A 21,435-nucleotide genomic window follows, 5' to 3' on the forward strand; every position below is an offset into this window, starting at 1 on the left:
AGCGTTTAACTCCAAGAAATAAGAAGGAATTCACGAAAATTGCTTTTCAAATTTTTGTGAATTTCAGCTTATTTCCGAAGGAGTTGCTTCTGCTTCCGCCGTTTATACGTGTTTAGAGCGTGAGACAAAAGTGTTCTTTACTTTTGTCCCACGCTCTCTTTTTTCAGAAAAGTCAAAATACTGTTCATTTTATAAAAAAGAAATTATAATAAGAGAAACAAGCAATTAAAAATACATAAAAGAGGTGAGCGCCATGAAATTGGTAAATGTAACAAACAGCCATTCCCGTCTTGTATTGAACCAGCTTGAAAACACTGATGCCCATCTGGTCAAAGTCTACACAGCCGGAAATACCACTATTGTCTACACTGAAGCCCCTGAACATAATGAAATTCTGTTAATCAATGATAAACGTAAAATCCAGCCGAAAGAAATCGAAGAAGCTAAAAATTATTTCTTGGATAAAATCAAAGATGCTGTTTACCACGAGGATGAAATCAAAGTAATCGAATTGGCCGGGCTTGTTGAAATCTCTATTCCAAAACATGAATTAGGCGCGACGTTAGCCGTGTAATCAACTTTTGAACATAATTAAAGAAGCAAATGAGACGATTCACGCCTCATTTGCTTCTTTTGCTTTCTGGCTCTTTATTTTTTTACGCTTCTTTTGTGTCTTTCTCTTTTCATTTTTTGATCTACTCGTATCTTTATTTTTTACTTTTTCTTCTTTCTGGATGATTGATCTCACTTCTTGTGCGATCTGCTCGTTTTTGTCCCAGTCTTTTACATCCAACAATCGACATAATCGCAACATTTCTGCTTTTTTCTGTTTTTTTCTTTGACGCCTTTGCCATTCTGTTTCCATTTCACAAACCCTCCTCTCTTTAATAGTATGTACGCAAAGTAATTTTTATATTTTTTTAGATTAGACATTTTTTATAGTTTTAAATGATAAAAAGAACCGTAACGGAAAATCCGTCACGGCTATCAACAAAGTATAAGAATGTATTTTCAAAATTTTTATTTGCACTTGAAACTGAGTGGCAGACTTATGGTTTCTTGGTAAACGGTATTCAACCAAATCAAAAACAGGAGAAACTGTTTTTGTTTGGCTTTTTTTATTACTTGATACAGCGTATTTTTTACAGCCTCTTTACATCAAACTTTTTAATTTTACATTAGGATATTTATCCGCAAACCACCGTTCTGCAAATTGGTTTTCAAATAAGAACAACGGCTGATCAAAACGATCACGCGCTAAGATATTACGGCTTGAACTCATCTTCTCATCCAAATCTTCCGGATCAATCCAGCGAGCAATTTTGTGCCCCATCGGAGACATGATGACTTCTGCATTGTACTCATTTAACATACGATATTGGAATACTTCGAATTGCAGCTGACCAACAGCCCCAATGATATATTCTTCCGTTAGATATGTTTTATAAAGCTGAATTGCTCCTTCTTGAACCAATTGATAGATTCCTTTATGGAAGGATTTTTGTTTCATAACATTTTTAGCAGTCACTTTCATGAACAGCTCTGGAGTAAATGAAGGAAGTTCTTCATAAGCAACTTTTAGTTTACCTTCGAACAACGTATCCCCAATCTGATAATTACCAGTATCATATACACCGATAATATCACCTGCTACTGCCTTTTCGACATTCTCTCTCGAATCTGCCATAAATTGCGTAACATTGCTTAATTTCAATTTTTTATTTGTACGTTCTAACCAGACATCCATTCCTCGCTCGAATGTTCCAGAACAGATTCGGACAAAAGCGATTCGGTCACGATGGGCTGGGTTCATATTTGCTTGTATCTTGAATACGAAACCTGAAAATTCTTCTTCATAAGGACTTACCGTCTGATCATCTTGTGTTTTATGCCCATAAGGAGCTGGTGCTAATTCAACGAAAGTTTCTAAAAAAGTCTGTACACCGAAATTAGTTAATGCAGAACCAAAAAATACTGGTGTTTGATCGCCACGAGCAATTTTTTCTTGATTAAATGCATCTCCAGCTTCTTTGAGTAGTTCTACTTCTTCTAAGACTTGTTCATACAAGGAATTTTCAGTTAAAGGATGATTATCAGGAAGCAGACCATCTTCATCCAATTCTACTAAACGTTCTCCTTGATAATTTTCCGGACGATAAAACTCTACACGATTATGGTAAATATCATAAAGACCTTCTAAACCTTTTCCCATACCAATTGGCCAATTCATCGGATAAGACTCGATATCTAATAACTCTTCTAATTCTTCTAACAGTTCTAATGGTTCGCGACCATCACGATCTAGTTTGTTGATAAAAGTAAAAATCGGGATGCCACGTTTTTTAACCACTTGAAACAATTTCTTTGTCTGTGCTTCGATCCCTTTGGCACTGTCGATTACCATGACCGCACTATCCACGGCCATCAAAGTACGGTAAGTATCTTCAGAAAAATCTTCATGTCCTGGAGTGTCCAAGATATTTACTCGTTTTCCTTGGTAATCAAACTGCATAACAGAACTAGTGACAGATATTCCACGTTGTTTCTCGATTTCCATCCAGTCTGATTTGGCAAAATTACCTGTTTTCTTTCCTTTTACAGTTCCGGCTTGACGGATAGCTCCACCAAACAATAGTAATTGTTCTGTAATCGTTGTTTTCCCCGCATCCGGATGGGAAATGATCGCAAACGTTCTGCGATTGTCCACTTGCTGCTTTAATTCTGGATTATTCATAACCTAACTCCATTTCTTCCATTCAATTATTTATATTTTTCTAGACAGATTGTCCGTTCTCTTAAGGAAAGACAATTTCATATAGGACTGTGACAAAAGCCGTGTCGCCGTCCCTTTTTCCGAGTAAACGGTGTTCAATCAGCTGACTCTCGGTAGTAGCGCAACAATCGGTAAAATATGAGAAGCTATTTTTCCGTTTTGTTAAGCTAATACTCAGGTCAAGGCGCTGATTCCACAACCTCTCATACACGGTGTTTAAAAGCTTGCATCTGTGGTCACAAGCCCCACCAACCCAAAAACAGGAGAAGCTGTTTTTGCTTGGCTGTTTTTATTACTTGATACAGGACAGCTTTTTCACAACCTCTGTTAACTACTACAACTGAATCAGTATAGCATGGATTCAGCGAATGAAAAAGCCACCAAATCATAAGAGTCAAATATTTTTGTCAGCTGACTAAAGAAAAGACGAGAGTGGGACAATAATCAGAAAAAAATCTGACTGTCGCCCCACTCTATTATAAAAATAATATATCTCTTCTTACAACTCAAAGTCCTGACCAAGCCTTAGGCGTTTTTATGATTGCCATTAATTTTAGCAGAACTTCAGGAACACGAAAATGATTTCTTCTAGAAAACCCACTGACATATCGCGATAATTCTCTCTTATAATCATAAAAAACTTTGCCTTTTAAAGCTTCTTTTTTTATCTCAATCAACAAATAAGTTAGCTGTTGATCACTTCTAATCTCAGCATCATTCAACGCCAAATCAGTCAGTTTAAGAATAGTATTCACTTCATCACTTTTTTTAGACATAATAACTCCTAACTACAAAAAATTATGCACCTGCCAAACCAGAAGCCCAACCACTAATCACAATTCCAGCGATTTGTTGATTTGCTTCATTCCAGTTCACCCAGCATTTATCATCATTACAATAAACACCATTACCATATGAACGTGTAGCTGCATCAACTTTTGTACCAAAACCTGTCACTACTAACCCAAACATTCCGATAAGAGCTAAACTAAATAATTTTCTTTTCATAAATTAATGCCTCCTCTTTCTGAAACAACTATACATAATTTTCAGAAAAATTTGATAATTATATCATAAAAAGTTAATTTGAGAGCATAATTGCAGTCTATTAAATAAATTGATGAGAGTTTTGCCCCCACTTATTGTATTCAAAACATAAAAGAAAATTTATTACCTATATTCTAGAGAATTCATTACGTTATGAACAAATTTCTATAACTAGACTAACCATTTTACACACAAACTCTTCTGAAAAAGATAAATATATAGTTTTGTTTAAAGCGTACTCTTAATATATCTTACAGAAATGCTTAAGCAACTGCCTACTAAAAAATAGTGAAAGCATCTGTAGTATCTCTATGTAGCAAAAAAATATCCAGAATTTCACTTCCTCAAAATTGATAGAAATTGCAGTTTTAATTTTTAAACAAAAATGAGAGTGGGCCAATAGTCAGAAAAAAATCTGATTATTGCCCTACTATTTTTGATTTCAAGGTACACAAAAAGCACTCATCCCTGTAAGATTAAAGTGACCAAATCCAACAGATACAAAAAACTTTAAAACCGTTTTTAGACAGCTTTTTGGAACAACACAACGAATTACCCGAGTATATTGTAGCGGATGCCGGCTATGGAAGTGAAGAAAATTATATGTATAACAACGATATCTTGCATAAAACGCCATTAATTATCTATGCTAGTTATCATAAAGAAAATAAAAAGACCTATAGAGGCTGCCCTGTTCGTAGTCAATGTACGAAAGCAAAAAGTGAGTGAAACCGACAAATTTTAGTGAATAATACATGGCGTTATTTCAAAGCAGAATGTAAAAAGAAGCTTTTAGAGGAAAAAACAGGTTCGATCTATCGGAAACGGAAAATCGATGTCGAACCAGTGTTTGGACATCTAAAGGATTATTTGGCGTTCCAACGTTTCCACTTACGAGGGAAACAAGGAGCTAAGATTGACATTGGCTTGGCACTCATGGCATTAAATTTAAGAAAATTAGGGAAATACATGGAAAGGAAGAGACGCAAAGAAGAAAAAACAAGTCCGATTTTGAAATTAACCATCAAAATCGGACTTGTTTTCTTTTGGAGAAAGGACTATTGTCCCACTCTCGTCTTCTCTTTTATAACCAAGTTTCTAATTATCTTCTTGGTTCGTCATCTTCGAATTCTTTTCTGAAGTATCTGCGTTCTTCTTCAGGTTCTGCTTCTGTTTCTTCCGGATCATGAAAAATGACACGGATTTTAAGGATTCGAGAACCTTCCATTTCTTCAGAAACCAGCGTAATATTATCGACATCAAACGATAACTTTTCGCCTTCATCCGGAATCATGCCTAACGCTGTAATCAAATAACCAGCCATCGTGTCTACATCACTCATATGCAAATCACTGTCAAAAGCTTCATTGAATTCATCAATCAGCATTCGTCCTTGGATAATATATTCGTGTTCATCGATTTTTTCATAAAGATTCTCAACTTCATCTGATTCATCATCGATTTCTCCGACGATTTCTTCTAAAAGATCTTCTAATGTTGCTAAACCAACGACACCGCCATATTCATCCAATAAAATAGCCATTTGATTCTGTGTCTTTTTCATTTCATATAATAGATCATCAATAAAGACCGTTTCAGGAACGAATAAAGGCTCCTGCATGATTTTTTTGATATCTAAATGATCAAAGCCAAATTTATGGGCTGCTTTTAGTAAATTCTTTGTATGAAGGATTCCAACTACCTTATCTTTGTCTTCATTATAGACAGGAATTCTTGAATAGTTTTCAGATAAAACTTCATTCACATTTTCTTCCACAGTGTCATTGATATCAATCATAAATGCATCCGTTCGTGGGACCATTACTTCTCGGGCAACTTTCGTATCAAGAGAAAAAACCCCTTGGAGCATTTCCAATTCTTCGTTGTTCAATACACCTTCGTTTTCAAGCATATAACGCATTTCATCTCTGGTCATTTTTGAATCTTCATCATCAAAGGTCATCGGTGTGATACGTGCCAACAAACTTGTGGAAGCAGAAAGCAACCAGACAAAGGGCTTAGCTACTACGCCGATCAAGCGTATCAGCCCTGAAGTGAACTTTGCGACTTCTTCTGATTTATTTAAAGCAATACGTTTAGGGTACAATTCTCCAAAAACAATCGATACATAGGTCAAAATAGCCAGCACAATGATATTTGCAATATTTTTTGCCGCTGTACCGCCACCTAATACCGGAGCTAACCGTTCCGATAAAGTATTCGCTAGTGACGCACCAGACAAAATGTTGACCAAAGTGATTCCTACTTGGATTGTCGATAGGAAATTATTTGGATTCTGCAATATTTTTAAAAGCTTTTGAGATTTCACATCTCCTTCATCAGCTTTTTGCTCGATTCGATTCTTATTGATCGAAACAACAGCAATTTCGGAAGCTGCTAAAAAAGCATTGATCAATGTCAAAACGATCAATAATAAAATCTGCGCTAACAGCGACTGACTCTCAGGGTCAGCATTCATAATCGCATTCTCTCCTTATAAAATTAATTTTTAGTTTACGATAGAAAAAAACGTGGCACTATAGCCACGTTAAAATGGTATCACAAAGCAATTTTCTTTGCAATAAAAACAAGTGTACTAAAACTATCTACGAGGTCGTAGCAATTTTTTTCTTGTTTTCATTTTGTTTATCTTCCTTGATGATTTTGATTATATAGGAAATGATCGTCTTGCAAATTGCGTAAAAAGGAACACCTAAGAAGATACCAAGCAATCCGGCAATGTTTCCTGCTACTAGAAGGACGATAATGATCGTTAGTGGATGGATCTTCAGTGATTTCCCAATTACATTCGGATAAATGATGTTTCCATCTAACTGTTGGACGATTAGTACAACTAAACAACAAAGCAATGCTTTTATCGGATCGTTGAAGATCGTCACTAAAAATGCAGGTGCTAGCCCTAGATAAGGTCCTAAATATGGTATCAGGTTCGTCAACCCTGCAATGACCCCAAACAAGAAAGCATAATCTACACCGATGATCATATATCCTAAAAATGTAAAAGTGCCGACGAATAGACATTCAATTGCTTGTCCACTAATATAATTAGCTAATGTTTTATTCAGCTGTCCCAATAATTCCACAATTTGTTTTCTTCTTTTCTCCGGGAAAAACTGTTGGATGTTTGGCACTAGTTTTTCACCATCTTTCAACATATAGAACAAGATGAAGGGTGCCGTAATAATCACTACGGTTGCCGAAGCAATCGTTCCAACGATCGAACCTAAACTGTTGGAAACGCCACTAAGGAATTGTTGAATGATCGTCCCGTAAGAAATATCTAATTGTTCAAAATATTTATTGATATCAACTTCCTTGAACACAGGCAATTCGGCTACCTCTTTTAACCAACTTTCGACCTGTTTGATAAAATCAGGCATATTGGATGCCAATGAGGAAATTTGCTGTACTAGACTTGGAATGACACTGAGTAAAATCCAAATAATTGCTGCAACTAAAAGGAGCAGCACAATTGCGACAGCCCATATTCTTTTGATTTTTGCTTTCATCAGCAGCTTGACGATAGGATTCAGCAAATAGTAAAGAAAGCCTGCAATCAGTACAGGTGCAAATAACGTGGAAAAAAATGTCCCGATCGGTTCAAAAATAAAATTTATTTCTGATGAAATCATGATCAGTGCAGCTATGATCAATAATTCAAGCGACCAAAACATTAGTTTAGACTGTCTAAGTTTTTCAAACAATAGATTTCCTCCTTTCTTTCTTCCTAGTATATATTATATTCGCTAAAAATTCTTTTATTCTTTTTTATTTTTGAAAACTTTCCATACTTTTTATTTATTTTATTTTCCAGTATACTATACGAAAGGAAGGTGGCTAGACCATGAAAGTTGTACAAACAAAAGATACAATGAGCAATATTTACTTAGATTCTGTAAGAATCAGACATCAAGTCTTTGTAGTCGAACAAGGTGTCCCTCTGGCTCGAGAAATAGATAAAGATGAAGCACATTGCATCCATTTCGTCTTGTACTCAGAAAAAAAAGAACCGCAAGGAACTGTACGTCTTTTGCCTTTAGAAAACGGAAAAATGAAATTACAGCGAATGGCGATTCTTTCTGAATACAGACACCAAGGCTTAGGTAAACTATTGATTGAAGAAGCAGAAACCTTTGCTAAGAATCAAGGCTATAATACGATTTTATTAGGAGCGCAGTCTACAGCGGAAGCTTTTTACGAAAAGCTTGGTTACATAGCTTACGGTGAGCCTTTTGAAGACGCTGGCATGCCTCACATTTATATGAAAAAGACTTTATAAAAAATTTTTCGAAAAAAAAAACAAAAAAACAGCAAGCTTTTGAGAAAGATTTCTCACTGGCTTACTGTTCTTTTTTGCGTTTACTTACGCGACAATTGCTTGTAACGGTCATACCAAATATCAATATAGCCTTCTGAGAACGGGCCATCTCCATTATTGATCCAGTCAACCAGAATCTTCACATTTTCTTTTAGGATGAAGTCAATATCGTTCGGGTAATTCATCATTTTGCTGTGCATCTCGTACTCATCGACATCCAATAGTCGTTTCTCGCCGTCAGGAAACACCTTGATATCCAAGTCATAGTCGATATATTTCAAGGCCTCATCGTCCAGCAAAAAAGGTGAAGCTAGATTACAATAATAGGAAACCCCCTTTTCTCTGATCATTGCTATTACATTGAACCAGTATTTTTTATGAAAATACACAATCGCTGGTTCGCGCGTTACCCATCGGCGTCCGTCAGATTCAGTGACTAATGTGTGATCATTCACGCCGATCATAGAGTGTTCGCTTGTTTTCAATACCATGGTATCTCGCCACGTTCGATGCAATCTGCCGTCGTGCTTGTAACTTTGGATCGTCACAAACTCTCCTTCTTTTGGAACTCCCATAGCAACCCTTCCTTAAGCAGCATTTTGTGCTTTGTGTTTGGGTGTTCATTACACCGACATCATAATTATTATATCAATAAAAATGAGCTTTGCCTAGAAAGGATTCCTATTGTTTCGATTTTTCTCCAACTGTTCCACTAGTTTCATTTGTACCTTAGGAAAAACGACCGAATCAAATGCAGTAGGCTTCAACCACTTCGAAGTTTTGTTCTCGGTAAATTCCTGTTCTGCTTCCTCGGTTGCCCGTCCGTAAAAAAGGAGGACATGCCATTTCAGATGACTAAAGACATGAGTAACTTCTCCTAAATGACGTGTCTGCCAAATAAAAAGTTCCTGCTTTTCGAAGGGAAGCTCTTTTCCGTCTTCTGCTACTAGATCATCAAACAGATCGACTTCCTGTTTTGCTTCCCATCCTTTTTTCAATCGCTCGTACTCCTCTTGTGTCACTTCCATCATTGGAAATGTCCACATATTTGCTAGCAGTTTTTGGCTATCTCTTTCTTCAAAATAATACGCTCCAGAATGATTTTGAAGAGCCGCACTGATATAATAAACGTCTTTTGGCTTTGCTTTTTTTGTTTTTACAGGAAAGCTCGTTTGGATTCCTCGTTTGTTGGCTAAACAAAAGGCTTGGATCGGACAAGCTTCACACTTTGGAGAAGTTGGTGTACAGATAGCTGATCCTAGATCCATCATTGCTTGGTTGAATTCACCTGGATACGTTTCATCAATGATTTTCCGCATCGCTTCATCAAAGATTTTCCTGCTGGAAGCTTTGGCGATATCTGCTTCAATGCAAAACAATCTGCTGACTACTCGCATCACGTTACCGTCAACTGCAGGTTCTGGAAGTCCAAATGCTATACTTGCTATCGCTCCTGTCGTATAGGGGCCTATTCCTTTCAATGAGCTGATTTCTTCAGGCGTTTGCGGCATTTTTCCGTCAAATTCAGACATGATCTGTTTAGCAGCTGCTTGGATGTTTCGGGCTCTTGAGTAATAGCCAAGCCCCTCCCAAGCTTTTAAAAGCTTTTCTTCTGGAGCAGTTGCCAATTCTTCAATTGTAGGAAACCATTCCATGAAGCGATAAAAATAATCGATCACTGTATCTACTCTGGTCTGTTGGAGCATGATCTCAGAGATCCAGATACGATAAGGATCCCGATTGTAGCGCCATGGCAGGTTTCTTTTTTCTTGTTCATACCATCGAATGAACTGATCTTGAAATTCTTTTGTTTCTTCGTCTGTCCATTTTTCCCATTCTTTATTCACTTTCCTCTTCCTTTTCCGTAATGAATCGCTGGATCATATCCAAATCAAATCCTTTTTGATATAAGCTTTGTTTTACTTTTAGGTTTCTTTTTTTAGGTTCAAATCTTGAATTTCTTCGCCATAGTTTATCCCCTTGTTTGACTAAATAATCATATTCTGTTTCCTGGTCTACTTCTTGCGGAAGATCAGCCATCGCTTGTTGGATCACTTCTTGAGAAAAACCTTTTGTCATCAGAGTTTGTTGGATTTTCCGCAATAATTCTTTTTGGCTTTTCCCATGATTTTTTCCAAATGTTTTTTCAGCCGTTTGACGTGCATTTTGAACTTGGTCTTCAACTGTATACTGGGCGAGCGCCTGTTCAATAATCTCTGGTTTTAATCCTTTTTGCTGCATTTGCTGTGACAATTTTTTTGGACCTTTGTCACTTAAGCGCATATTCGTGCGCACATAACTTTCCCCATAGACCAAATCATTGACAAGATCCAATTCTTTTAAGCGGGCTACGATTTTATTTCGATCTTCTTGAAGGATTTCCTTTTCTTTTAAGTATGTTCGGATTTCTTTTTCCGACCGTAATTGATAGCTTAAGTAATTCATTGCTAGCTGAAATCCGAAATCAGCTCCACTGCTCTTCTTGATCTCTTGGATAGTTTCTTCGTCTAATTCCCGTCCTTTTAACAAACGATAGCGTACTAATACATCTTCAGATACTTGTAAAGCTTTTCCTTCAGATAAATCTACGCGATAGAAAGGGCCTTTGCCTTTACTGATTCTCGTAACGGTTAACATAAACATCCTCCTCGAACATATATTCTCTATCATACCATAGAAAATCCCCGTAATCAGGTATTATATGTTAGAATAAACCACAGAAAAAAGAAAAAGGGAGATACTTATGGCAGAAACAATTGTCAAAAATGGACAAACGGTTCCTTTGAAAATCAAGCGTTTAGGCATAAATGGCGAAGGAATTGGTTATTTCAAACGATTGATTATATTTGTTCCGTATGCACTACCAAAAGAAGAAGTACTAGTCAAAATCACGAAAGCAACTCCTCGTTATGCAGAAGGAGAATTAATAAAAGTCAAAAAGCCAAGCAAAGATCGCGTAGTGGCGCCATGTCCTGTTTATTATGAATGCGGTGGCTGTCAATTACAACACTTAGCCTATCAAGCACAATTGGATTTTAAAAAGGATCTACTCTTGCAAGCATTGGAAAAATTCAAACCAGCAGGCTTTCGATCCTACCAGTTGTTACCGACGATTGGGATGGATGATCCATGGCATTATAGAAACAAAGCACAATTTCAATTACGAAAAAATAAACAAACGCAAAAGGCCGAAGCGGGTTTATATGAAGCAAACTCGCATCAGTTAGTTCCTATAACAGACTGTTTGGTACAAGAACCCCGAACACAAAAAGTGATGAATACTGTTGTTCAACTATTGAATAAATTTGATGCACCCATCTATGATGAACGGACAAACAGTGGTATTTTCCGCACGATCATGGTCAGAATCGGTGTCAAAACTGGAGAGCTGCAAGTCGTTTTTATTACTCGCAGTAAAAAATTCCCACAAAAAAACGCAATGATTCGTGAGATCAATGAACGCTTGCCCGAAGTTGTTTCGATCATGCAAAATGTCCAAGCACAAAAAACATCTCTCGTGATGGGGGATGAAACGATCCACGTATGGGGAAAAGAAGCCATTGAAGAACAAATCAATGAAGTGACTTTCGATCTTTCTCCTCGCGCCTTCTTTCAGTTGAATCCTCAGCAGACCGAACTGCTTTATGGTGAAGGAATCAAAGCATTAGATGCCCAGCCTGATGAAACAATCGTAGATGCTTATTGCGGTGTTGGTACGATTGGTTTAAGTGTAGCAAAAAAGGTCAAAGAAGTCCGAGGAATGGATACCGTTCCTCAAGCAATCGCTGATGCAAAAAGAAATGCGGAAAGATTAGGGTATCACAATACTCGATATGAAGTCGGTACAGCCGAACAAGTTCTACCTAAATGGTTGAATGAAGGTTTTCAGCCAGATGGTATCATCGTAGATCCGCCACGTACGGGTTTGGATAACGCATTGATTCAATCGTTACTGAAATTTCCGCCAAAAAAACTTGTTTATATCTCCTGTAACGTTTCTACACTTGCCAGAGATCTGGTCCATTTAAGTAAAAAGTTCAATGTTGAATATTTACAGTCTGTTGATATGTTTCCTCAGACTGCACGTTGTGAAGTCGTCGTGAAGATGACGAGACTTGCTGATTAAATGAGAGAAGGCGTGAGCCTGCCATTAGTTCCGAGTCATAAGGAACAATTTCAAAAAACAGCTTCTCATGTTTGATAACTATTGTCACTTGTGACCGAGGAGTTGGCAGGCGAACACTGCTTATTCAAAAAAAGGGTTGTGACACGTTTTTTGTCACAGCCCTTTTGATTATTATTGGATATTCACGTCAATCACTTGATAGAATGCATTTGTCGTATCACTGATATTCCATACTGCTAAAATCACATTGTATCCTTTGCGGTCTTGAGGAAGTGTAATTGTTTGGTTGACTGTTTTTGGTGGTACGGTTGCTTTGTCGTCTATTTTTGTGATCAATTCAAAATCGCTAAATTTCAAAGGTTGATCAGGGTTCCAATTTGGCTTGGTAATGTAGTAATCCCAAGTACTTGTCCGATGTTGTGCTGTTAAATTCCAAGTAATATTCAATGTTCCTGGATTGACCATATTTTTATGCCATCTGTTAGATGTTTGTTCGTCTAAAGGTTCAAATCCGCTGACTCCTGCACTGGCGATTTTTCCATCAATGAATGTATTTTTGGTAGCTTCGATACTTTGCGGTTCCCATTGTGCTCTTCCGACATTTTGGTTTAGATTCCCTGCTGCTGATGTTCCTAGGTATGCACGGCTTCCAGGAGAAGTAATATAACCGTGTGCGAAACCTGGAATGCTGAAACCGAACAACCCTAAACTAACTAACCCGATAAACAATAACGTACTAATCTTTTTCATGTAGAAACCTCCTTCATTTGATAAACATATTGTAAACGCTTTATTATATTAGCGCAAACATTATGCTTTTATAATTTTATATTAAAATAAAAAGAAACAGGAGCTAAATAAAACTCCTGTTTACATTTTTTATTTTATTTTTCATATATATCTATGAATCAAGAAATCTGTCTCCAAGGTCCCCATTCTCCAGATTCACTTGGATTATTGTTTTGAGTCCAGTACTTAGCTTCATAGATGATGCCTTCGTATACAACACGATCGCCAGCCGCATAAACTTTTTCAGGATCCCATACTGGATATTCACTTTCATTGTCCGCTAATGTTGTAAACGTCAATGTTGTTTTATCCGAAATATTACCAGAACGGTCTTCTGCTGTAAGTTCCACTGTATAAGTTGTATTCGCTTTTAAATCCTCAAAAGTATAATTGATATCTATTGTGCTTCTTTCAACTATTTCTTCGTTTCCAATCAATCGAAGGTTATACTTTCCAATAGAATCATTATCTGTCGCAGGTGACCAACTTAGCGCAGCACGCCTAGATGTCACCAATTCTGCTTTAAAATTCTCTGGAATAGTTGGTTTTTCTTTGTCCTCTGGAAGAGGTGTGTCATCTGTAAAACGTTGTGCCACATTTAAAAATTCATACCGGTTATTGACTTGTCCTTGTCCTCCATCGACCTTTGAATCTCGATTCATTGACCAGTAGGAAACCATCCCAATCTTTCGTTCTTTTGCATGCTGAACGACTCGATTCAACATCGTTGCTGTAAAGTATGGATGAGCTTCACTTTCAAATCCGATTGATGGAGTGGTTCCTAATTTAGCATATGCTTGTTCTGTCGTCAAAGTCGTTCCCATAAATCTTTGATAATACTCTTTTAACTGCACCATTGTATTATCCACAGCATCAAGCGATCCTTGGGCATAATCTGGTACACTGCTTCCGTAGCACATCGTCATTAGATTGATATTTGCCAAATCTACGCCTGCCTCCAGATAAGCTTGTAACACTGCTAATCCGGTCGAAATCAGGCCAGTATCCATGACTGGCAAGGTCAACGTTACTTCTACACCAGTTGCTTCTTGAACTTTCTTTACCGCTTTTGCATTTGCCAAATTCGCTTCATATCCCATCGCAGCGGCTTCGACATCATAGTCTACACGTGTCAATCCATAGCCTTGAATAACTTCCATATAGGCATCATATAAAAGTTCTTGATTTTGAGTGACCTCCCAAAATGCTCCTGAATTCAGTCCGCCAAACGAAACAGCTACATCTCCGCCATTTTGACGTAATTCCCGGATAGATTTTTTGATTCCTTCATACTGCCATTCGTCATTATCAATCTCACTTAGACCATTAAAACCACCCCAAGCCCAATCAATTCGACCATTTCTAATACCTCTCGCCTGTAAAAAACCTAATTTAAAAAATTTCTGTCCTGTTTGTTGAGCAACAGCTGCTAGGTTCAATGCACCGTTATTAGATAGTTCTTCATCAGAAGAATAAGCAGTTATATCCACATAAGGAGCAACTACTTGTTTTGGCCACTCAATTCCTTGTCCTACTCCAAAATCGGGATTAGTCGCTACTTTTTGTTCGATTGCAGATGATTCTTGTACTTGGATCAGCAATGCAGGAGAAAAAAGCATCGTGCTGAGTGCCGCCCCAGTAAGTATTTTACGTAAACCTCTTTTCATATTTATCAACCTTCCTATGTATAATTTTTTACTTCTAACAAGCTTTTATGTAATCGATTACAATGTAGATTGTAACAGAAAAACACAAGGAAATAACGAATTTAAAAAAAACATGAGAATTATTTAATACGATCTTTTTCAAATTCATGATTCATATAAACAAATTTTTAACTTTTTTAAATAACAATATTACTCCATTACTCTTACTTCACAAACTAAATAGAGGTATTGCTGTGATTCTTCATGTAAAATATTATTATAGAAAGGAGTTAATAGAATGAAGATGATAAAAGATATTCGTTTTTGGGTTTGTGTTATAGGAATTGTCATATTAGGCTTTTTATCAGGATTGCTTAGCGGAAATCCTGGAGAATATTACTATTCTTTACAACTTCCGCCATTTGCACCACCTAGTTGGATATTTGGACCAATGTGGACCTTGTTGTATATTTTGATGGGGATTTCTCTTTATTTGTTGCTTAATCACAACAACAAAAAACAGCGAAACAACCTTGTAGGTCTTTTTGTGATTCAGTTCATTTTTAATTTCATATGGACTGCTCTATTTTTTAATTTAAGAAATATCTTCGTTGCAGCAATCGATATTACACTTTTGGTTATTTTCTTGTCAGTGCTTATGTATCAATTATGGTTGCATCATCGCCTAGTCATGTGGCTCATGATTCCATATTATTTATGGGTTCTATTCGCAACTCTACTGAATTATTCGATTTATTTTTTAAACTAAGTGCTAATAAGTGAAAACTTGTTAAAAAGTATATTTAACACATAGAAAGAGTGCCACCTAAGTTAGATTTTTTTGTCTAATTTAGGTGGCACTCTTTATTAACCAAACTATTTTTTTCTAGTACCCACTTGTTGTTCCATACTCATTATTCTGGTCATAACCATAACCATTTTGTTCCTGTCCAGCATAAGGATCATAACTTTGAGTATCTTGACTTGGTGTATAGTACTGACTTGTATCTTCTGTTTGCTGATAATAGGTATTCGGATCTTGGTACTGATCATAGGTGTTTTCTGAATAGGAAGAATAATCAGTGTATCCTTCACTATTCGATCCATCACCGGTTGTCGAATCGGCATCTTCCGAATCATCAAAGAACATCATTGAAGCATTCTCATTTTTCAAATTAGGTAATGTGTCGCTTGTTTTGATATTTAATTGTTTCTTCAGTTCATTTTGAATCGAAAGAAGATCGTTTTGTCCTAAAATCTGATAGTAGACTTCATTGATCATTTGACCTTCACCTTGCAACTGGTCTTGTTTGATCGTTTCGAATGCTGCCGTGTAATTTGTTGCTACATCAAGCATGTCATCCCAATCCAAATCCGTTGTCACATTGTTTTCGACTGCTTTTAAAATTTTTCTATAATTGCTTACGCCATCTAAACTTAAAACTTTATTGACGATTTTCGTCACTACTTCCCGCTGACGACGTTGTCGCCCGATATCTCCTTCTGGATCTTCGTGTCGCATTCGGGAATAGGCTAATCCTTTTTCTCCATCCAATGTTTGTTCACCTACTGGTACATGGACACCATCCAACGTAAAGTCGATTTTATTATTCACTTTGATGCCGCCGACCGCATTGATCAAATCTTCCATACCGTCCAAATTGATGGTTACGTAATGATCAATAGGAATATCAAGCAGTTGTTCAATTGAATCCATGGCCATTTCGACGCCACCAAATGCATAGGCATGATTTAATTTATCTACCGTTCCATACCCTACGATATTCGTATAAATATCTCGGTCCAAACTGATAATCGTTGATTTTTTTTGTTTCGGATTAACGGTTACTACCATCATCGTATCAGAACGCCCTTGTTCTGTTCTTCCTAATCCACCGGTATCTAAACCTAATAGCAAAACCGAAAACGGTTCTTTGTCATCAATACTTACTTTCTCAGAACGTTTGGAAGATATTCGATTAGAGTTTTTAGATATTTTGTTTACTGTTTGGCTCGCTTCTCCCATAAATCTGATACCGTATGCTGATAATCCGGCTATCAGCAAAACGAGTATACCTAATAAGGTTAATAGAACTTTTTGCCATCGCTTCATAGTACACCTCTGTCTCACATTTTCTAAAATATTGTCTCATACAACTGTTCAATCAGCAAATTCACTTTTTAATCATAAGAAAACTTTAAAAAATAATTCTTGTATAATAACCGTTCTTTTAAAAATTTTCTCAAAATTCTTAACTATCATACCACACCACGAAAAAGTTCGAAAGCCCGAATATACGCAGTTTACAACCGTTTTATCTTTTTTTATGCATTTTTTGCTAGAAAAATTGAACAACCAGATATTTCACAAAAATAGGAGTGTGACATCGACCTGCCACACTCCTTTCCCGTCATTTTAACGATTCCTCTCCACTCTGTTCAGACTAACATGGCGTTTCCCTAATACCTTCTATAAAGTCTGACTTTTCATATTATGCTTGTTTCCGATCTGACGCACATATTTGCCGATTTCATGAAAATCACTTCCAGTAACTGATCCTTTTGCTAAAACTAAACTGTCTTCTATTAGTTTTGTTTCCAGATCATTGCATAGTTCCTGAAGTGAATCGAACCATTGAAGCCGATCATCTGTTTTCTGTCCTTCTTCAAAAAGCAATTTAAAATGTTCCCCATAACCATAAATATGCGTGGCAGCCGATTGGTTTAACTCCTCTTGTACAAAGCGGTGGATTTGCTTTGCTGAATCGCCTAAATCAGCGATTTGTCCAAGTATCAAGACTTTATTTCCTTTATAAAATGGTTGTATCCCATCAAAGTAATTGATTGCATTTTTCATGGAAGGCAATGAAGCGTTATGCGTATCATCAATAAAGGTGAAGTCCATCCCTGTTTCTGATGTATAAATCGTACGTTCCAATATCTTAGGTAGTGGTTTGAATGTCTCAAATTTTTTTATATATGGAGAAATATCTTTTTTCAGTTCTTTTGCTACAGTCAACGCAGCCAATGAATTAGCGATCATCCCTTCTGAAGAAACTGCAAGTTTCAATAAAATATCTTCTCCGAAAAAAGAAACTAGGACTTCGCAATATTCTCTTTTTTGTGAGATTTGTTTCACAAAAACATCTCTTGAAGCATCATGTAATGAATAGACCACTATTTTGCTGGTTCTTTTCTCAGCAGCGCTTACTAAAATTGAAAATTCTTCTTTTCCTATATCTCCATTGATGATGGCGATCCCATCTTGTTTCAGGCCTTCGAAAATTTTTGCTTTATGCACTGCTACTCCTTTTGTATCTTTTAAAGAACTAAGATGTGCTTCTCCAATTGAAGTCACAATAGCAATATCTGGTTGTATCAAATTAGACATCGACCCTGTATCATATGAATTCAAAGCATTGACAGAAACTTCAAGATTCAAGACATCAGGATTAGAAAGTAATTTACTCATGTATAAAGGAACAGCAAACCGAACGTTGTGGTTTCCCCTGTTTTCCAAAACTTTATCTTCTTGAAGCAAATGAGTGATCATCATTCGCGTAGAAGTCTTCCCTGCTGACCCGGTAATCGCAACAACCGGATTTACAAAACAGGACCGCAATTTCGCGGATAATTCCAATAAAAATTTCCAACTATCTTCTACGATGAACTGTGGTGTCGTCACTGACGGATCCATGATTGGTTTTTCAGTGACGATCACACCAAACCAATTTTCTTTTCCGATGATTTGTTCATTTCCATCTCGCCATCTCACGACCTTTCGATTGACGTAACTCCTTCTTTCTGGCGAAACACAAACAAACATCGTATCAGAATAATCCATGTTTCGTTTTAAGTGGCCTGAGAAATATTCAACATCTTGGATATTTCTATCTAAATCTCCATATTTCTTTAAATAATGGCCATCCATATCAACTAATAATGAATGTATAGAAGTCATAACTCTCCTCCTGTTTTTCTTGTTTTTTCTATATGGCTTACCACCTGCCTCTTCTTGGCCTTGCTTGGTTTACATATCTGGAGGCATTCGGTTCGATCCTTTTCGGAGAATCATCTTGATCCACTTCCCAAGGATACAACCCTTCTTCATTTTTCTTATATTGACTTAAATCTGATTCTTTCAGATTATTTTTTTGATCATTTTTCCGACGTATTTTAAGCCCTAAATAGAAAACACCAAATGCAGCTAATGCAGCAAAGCGAATGAATCCAACCATTCTTCTCACTCCTTCTTTTGATCATACATTCGATAGTTAATCAATCCTGATAAAAAATGCTCTGCATCATCGATCCTCATACGAAAACGATCATGACGTGCAAAAAAGCCATATTTTATTATTTCTGGTTCTTTGAAGAATTGAGCAAATTCAGGGAACATGACCCCAGTAGTGATTTCATGTCTCACCCTTTTTCTCATTACTGTATTTATTCTTTCTTTTACCTTATAGAAGTCAGTTTCTTCAGCAAAGATCGTTTTTCTCCACGTGCTGAACTCCAATTTTCTCATCATTTTTGAAGCAGCGACAAGCAATTCCAGCATCGTAGGATAAGCAGTATCTCTTTTATCAATAAAGTCGATATTATCTAACGCATTTTTTATACCGAAGCGATAATATTCTTCTGTCTGGCTATGTTTCAGCATTTCATTGGTCGCATAACTTAACCAATGATCATGATATTTTTGATAGTCGTTCGCTACGAACTGGTCCATCAAACCTTGACATATAGCAAAAACTTCTTTATTGCCTAAAATCTCATATGCTCGAAGCAAAGAGAATAAAATTTCACCATCATAATAAATGATCCGAAATTTTTCTTTCGTTTCTAGTTGTGCATTAAGTACATGAATCGTTCGATGCTCATTTGTTAAAAATTTAGCGGAAACAGTTTCTATCAGACGATTTAGGATTGGAACGTATTGTTCGTCACCTGTTTGTTCGATGTATTTTGAAAAAGCTAAGATTGCTGTAGCCTGTGCTCCTAGCTTATATTCAATCTCTGTGTTTAAATAATCCTTGATTAAAAAATAACCGTCAGTCTCCGAAGTCAGATTTTCAATCCCCCAATCTAAACCCTTTTCAACCTCTGAGAGCATTTTTTCATCTGAAAAGTATTCTGCTGCTTCGGCTAGCGCATATAAAGACGAAAAGTGTCTCACGGAATTGTAACCTTTAAGCAGCTGATTATAACAAGGATAATATCCGTAAATAAATTTCCCTGTAGCAGTTAGCTGGTTTTGTAGATATATACTTCCTTTTTCGATCACTAGATCTGTTATTTCTGATAAATTTTCATATGAAACTTCCCGTAAGCAATTTCCATTACCGTAATCTTGCAAAGGATAAATATGACCGTCTTCAAAATAAAAAGATTTTGTTTTAAAGTAATAGAACGCAGAACGCTCCAAGTAACTGAGATCTGTCTCTTCACGACCATACTTGCGTTTCACATAACTGCGGTAATTTTGAGCGTCGATTCTTAAATCAGGAAGATTCTTCCCAACTTTATGTGTTTTACTAGGTTTGATGATCGCATTTGCTACCAGTTCTTCTTTTAAGAAACTTCTTTTTCTTAGCCCATCAATTCTTACATTGAAATCAATGTAATTATTTCTTCTGATTTTTTTTAAGTGCTGTATAAACTGCTCATAGTTGGTTTTTTCTTCTTCAATAGCAATATCGATTCTTAAATAAGTCGCCTGATCCAGCTTATTGACATGGTAAGCTGTCAAAAAATTCCGCCAAATCGTATCAAAATTACTGCCGTAGAATTCAAAGATCTTTCCTCTATTCGTAAAATCTCCTGTAGAGACGATCATCAATTGTTTTGATACATTTGTTTCAATTGTTTCTATCATTTCTTTGATTGCTGGCAAATAGCTTTCTTTTGTCTTAACTAGCACTCAATCACCTCATATTAAAAAGAAGTTGCGGCAAACAAAATCTGAACATCCGTTTTTATCAAAAAAGCATAGATACGGAACTGCTTGCCGCAACGGCTTCTTTCTTAATTATTCATTGTTATCTGTTTTTTTATTTTTTTTGATTTTCCAAATTCCTAAACCAGATAGTGTAGACAGAGCTGCTCCTAACCAAGAAAGTGAACTATGAAGTGTCTCAGCAGTTTTTGGCAAGGATTTCGGTGTAGAACCACCTGTAGTACTTGGTTTTGGTGTATTTGAATGACCATGTCTTATTGGCATCTGGCCTGGATCTCGATCATGAGAATGCATGTCTCCCATTGGATGATTAGCGTCAGCGTCGGCATCAGCATCGGCGTCAGCATCAGCGTCAGCATCAGCATCAGCGTCAGCATCCGCATCGGCGTCAGCATCCGCGTCCGCATCAGCATCGGCGTCGGCGTCAGCATCGGCATCCGCATCAGCATCAGCATCGGCGTCAGCGTCGGCGTCAGCATCGGCATCAGCATCCGCATCAGCATCCGCATCCGCGTCAGCATCCGCATCTGCATCTGCATCCGCATCCGCATCGGCATCGGCGTCGGCGTCAGCATCGGCATCAGCATCTGCGTCGGCATCAGCGTCGGCGTCAGCATCGGCATCTGCATCTGCATCTGCATCTGCGTCAGCATCCGCGTCAGCATCGGCATCCGCATCAGCATCTGCGTCAGCGTCAGCATCGGCATCCGCATCAGCATCTGCGTCAGCGTCAGCGTCGGCATCTGCGTCGGCATC

General features: G+C 37.1%; 21 protein-coding genes and 1 pseudogene. 5 read left to right on the top strand and 17 right to left on the bottom strand.

Going from position 1 to position 21,435, the window contains the following annotated elements; all coding sequences use genetic code 11:
* The first annotated feature begins 253 nt into the window (after positions 1–253).
* Entirely contained in the window at positions 254–574 is a 321-nt protein-coding gene (locus tag A5816_RS07530) for a DUF1827 family protein (protein ID WP_002315292.1), read from the top strand.
* Positions 575–613: 39 nt separating this feature from the next.
* Here the strand turns inward: A5816_RS07530 and A5816_RS07535 are convergent, their stop codons facing one another.
* The 4 genes from A5816_RS07535 to A5816_RS07555 all read right to left on the bottom strand — a co-directional run bounded on the left by A5816_RS07535 (position 614) and on the right by A5816_RS07555 (position 3,781).
* Positions 614–865, bottom strand: coding sequence for a hypothetical protein (locus A5816_RS07535; RefSeq protein WP_038398803.1), 252 nt, complete (start codon positions 863–865; stop codon positions 614–616).
* Between the two features lie 288 nt (positions 866–1,153).
* Positions 1,154–2,734, bottom strand: a complete 1,581-nt coding sequence (locus A5816_RS07540) for a peptide chain release factor 3 (RefSeq protein ID WP_038398800.1) — start codon at positions 2,732–2,734, stop codon at positions 1,154–1,156.
* A gap of 545 nt (positions 2,735–3,279) precedes the next feature.
* A complete protein-coding gene (locus tag A5816_RS07550; protein ID WP_010733427.1) occupies positions 3,280–3,549 on the bottom strand; it encodes a bacteriocin immunity protein in 270 nt (89 codons plus the stop codon).
* Positions 3,550–3,571: 22 nt separating this feature from the next.
* Entirely contained in the window at positions 3,572–3,781 is a 210-nt protein-coding gene (locus A5816_RS07555) for a class II bacteriocin (protein ID WP_010733426.1), read from the bottom strand.
* A gap of 524 nt (positions 3,782–4,305) precedes the next feature.
* Here A5816_RS07555 and A5816_RS07560 point away from each other — a divergent pair.
* Positions 4,306–4,960, top strand: a pseudogene (locus A5816_RS07560) (transposase); the annotation flags it as partial.
* Here A5816_RS07560 and A5816_RS07565 read toward each other — a convergent pair.
* Both A5816_RS07565 and A5816_RS07570 read right to left on the bottom strand, forming a co-directional pair.
* A complete protein-coding gene (locus tag A5816_RS07565) occupies positions 4,923–6,299 on the bottom strand; it encodes a hemolysin family protein (protein WP_002315296.1) in 1,377 nt (458 codons plus the stop codon). The pseudogene A5816_RS07560 and the gene A5816_RS07565 sit on opposite strands and share 38 nt — an antisense overlap.
* A 127-nt stretch (positions 6,300–6,426) precedes the next feature.
* Entirely contained in the window at positions 6,427–7,545 is a 1,119-nt protein-coding gene (locus A5816_RS07570) for an AI-2E family transporter (protein WP_086311045.1), read from the bottom strand.
* Between the two features lie 140 nt (positions 7,546–7,685).
* Here A5816_RS07570 and A5816_RS07575 point away from each other — a divergent pair, with 140 nt between their 5' ends.
* Positions 7,686–8,120, top strand: a complete 435-nt coding sequence (locus A5816_RS07575; RefSeq protein ID WP_010733424.1) for a GNAT family N-acetyltransferase — start codon at positions 7,686–7,688, stop codon at positions 8,118–8,120.
* An 80-nt stretch (positions 8,121–8,200) separates the two neighbouring features.
* Here the strand turns inward: A5816_RS07575 and A5816_RS07580 are convergent, their stop codons facing one another.
* From A5816_RS07580 to recX, 3 genes are all read right to left on the bottom strand, one after another.
* Positions 8,201–8,734 carry a DUF402 domain-containing protein gene (locus A5816_RS07580; protein ID WP_002310342.1) on the bottom strand — a complete coding sequence of 178 codons (534 nt, stop codon included), beginning with the start codon at positions 8,732–8,734 and terminating at the stop codon, positions 8,201–8,203.
* Between the two features lie 93 nt (positions 8,735–8,827).
* Positions 8,828–10,006: an A/G-specific adenine glycosylase gene (mutY, locus tag A5816_RS07585; RefSeq protein ID WP_010733423.1), complete on the bottom strand. Its 1,179-nt coding sequence runs from the start codon at positions 10,004–10,006 to the stop codon at positions 8,828–8,830.
* Positions 9,999–10,796, bottom strand: a complete 798-nt coding sequence (gene recX / locus A5816_RS07590) for a recombination regulator RecX (protein ID WP_010733422.1) — start codon at positions 10,794–10,796, stop codon at positions 9,999–10,001. Before recX ends, mutY begins: the two co-directional genes overlap by 8 nt.
* Before the next feature lie 106 nt (positions 10,797–10,902).
* Here recX and rlmD point away from each other — a divergent pair, with 106 nt between their 5' ends.
* Entirely contained in the window at positions 10,903–12,285 is a 1,383-nt protein-coding gene (gene rlmD / locus A5816_RS07595; RefSeq protein WP_002343015.1) for a 23S rRNA (uracil(1939)-C(5))-methyltransferase RlmD, read from the top strand.
* Positions 12,286–12,456: 171 nt separating this feature from the next.
* Here rlmD and A5816_RS07605 read toward each other — a convergent pair whose 3' ends face one another.
* A complete protein-coding gene (locus A5816_RS07605) occupies positions 12,457–13,035 on the bottom strand; it encodes a lytic polysaccharide monooxygenase (protein ID WP_002315302.1) in 579 nt (192 codons plus the stop codon).
* 158 nt (positions 13,036–13,193) lie between these two features.
* Positions 13,194–14,741: a carbohydrate-binding protein gene (locus A5816_RS07610; RefSeq protein WP_086311046.1), complete on the bottom strand. Its 1,548-nt coding sequence runs from the start codon at positions 14,739–14,741 to the stop codon at positions 13,194–13,196.
* Positions 14,742–15,018: 277 nt separating this feature from the next.
* On the opposite strand from A5816_RS07610, the gene A5816_RS07615 reads away from it, so the two are divergent.
* On the top strand, positions 15,019–15,489 hold the full coding sequence (locus tag A5816_RS07615; protein ID WP_002310332.1) for a TspO/MBR family protein: 471 nt from the start codon (positions 15,019–15,021) through the stop codon (positions 15,487–15,489).
* Between the two features lie 117 nt (positions 15,490–15,606).
* Here the strand turns inward: A5816_RS07615 and A5816_RS07620 are convergent, their stop codons facing one another.
* The 6 genes from A5816_RS07620 to A5816_RS07645 form a co-directional block, all read right to left on the bottom strand.
* Positions 15,607–16,833 (bottom strand): LCP family protein, encoded by a 1,227-nt coding sequence (locus A5816_RS07620; protein ID WP_010733420.1) that lies wholly within the window; start codon positions 16,831–16,833, stop codon positions 15,607–15,609.
* Positions 16,834–17,190: 357 nt separating this feature from the next.
* On the bottom strand, positions 17,191–18,681 hold the full coding sequence (locus A5816_RS07630; RefSeq protein ID WP_038398793.1) for a UDP-N-acetylmuramoyl-tripeptide--D-alanyl-D-alanine ligase: 1,491 nt from the start codon (positions 18,679–18,681) through the stop codon (positions 17,191–17,193).
* Between the two features lie 37 nt (positions 18,682–18,718).
* Complete coding sequence (locus A5816_RS07635) at positions 18,719–18,958, bottom strand: hypothetical protein (RefSeq protein WP_038398791.1); 240 nt, start codon at positions 18,956–18,958, stop codon at positions 18,719–18,721.
* Between the two features lie 5 nt (positions 18,959–18,963).
* Positions 18,964–20,643, bottom strand: coding sequence for a hypothetical protein (locus A5816_RS07640; RefSeq protein ID WP_038398789.1), 1,680 nt, complete (start codon positions 20,641–20,643; stop codon positions 18,964–18,966).
* A 108-nt stretch (positions 20,644–20,751) separates the two neighbouring features.
* The gene (locus A5816_RS16695) at positions 20,752–20,943 is read right to left on the bottom strand and encodes an LPXTG cell wall anchor domain-containing protein (RefSeq protein ID WP_002315308.1); all 192 of its coding nucleotides are present in this window, start codon (positions 20,941–20,943) and stop codon (positions 20,752–20,754) included.
* A partial coding sequence (locus tag A5816_RS07645; RefSeq protein ID WP_373404611.1) for a hypothetical protein occupies positions 20,934–21,435 on the bottom strand: 502 nt, incomplete at its 5' end. The genes A5816_RS07645 and A5816_RS16695, both read right to left, overlap by 10 nt.

It is taken from the genome of Enterococcus sp. 3G1_DIV0629 (assembly GCF_002141285.1).
Taxonomy (GTDB): Bacteria; Bacillota; Bacilli; order Lactobacillales; family Enterococcaceae; genus Enterococcus_B; species Enterococcus_B lactis.